Here is a 460-nt window from a genome sequence, read left to right as displayed (position 1 = left end):
CTGAAGATAGTGCCCTCGCATCTCGCCGGCCTGCTGGCGGCGGCCGGCGGTACGGCCGTATTGCCTCGCGAATGTTTGGTTACCGGTGGCGAAGCCTTGACCGGCGCTTTGGTCCAGCAAGTGCGCGCACTCGCGCCGACCTTGCGGATCGTCAATCACTACGGCCCGACCGAAACCACGGTCGGGATTCTGACCTGCACCGTGCCGGAAGAGTGGCCGGTGGAGCAGGGCGTGCCGGTCGGCCATCCGCTGGCGGGCAACGAAGCCTGGGTTCTGGATCGGTTTGGCTTACCGGCACCGGTGGGCGTCGCCGGCGAGTTGTACCTGGGCGGCGGCAACCTGTCGCTGGGTTATTGGCAACGCGCCGAACAGACCGCCGAGCGATTCGTTGCGCACCCGCTCGCGCCGGATCGCCTGCTTTACCGCACCGGCGATCTGGCGCGGCTGGATGGCGAAGGCC

The 460-nt window shown here is 67.8% G+C and carries 1 protein-coding gene; it reads left to right on the top strand.

From position 1 onward, the window contains the following. Positions 1–460, top strand: a 460-nt coding sequence (locus JQK88_RS35665) for an AMP-binding protein (RefSeq protein WP_203281276.1), incomplete at both ends; no start/stop codon positions are given.

Source organism: Mesorhizobium caraganae, assembly GCF_016836705.1.
Taxonomy (GTDB): Bacteria; Pseudomonadota; Alphaproteobacteria; order Rhizobiales; family Rhizobiaceae; genus Mesorhizobium; species Mesorhizobium caraganae.
Note: the sequence above shows the minus strand (reverse complement) of the source record. Positions and strands in the feature narration are given on the sequence as shown.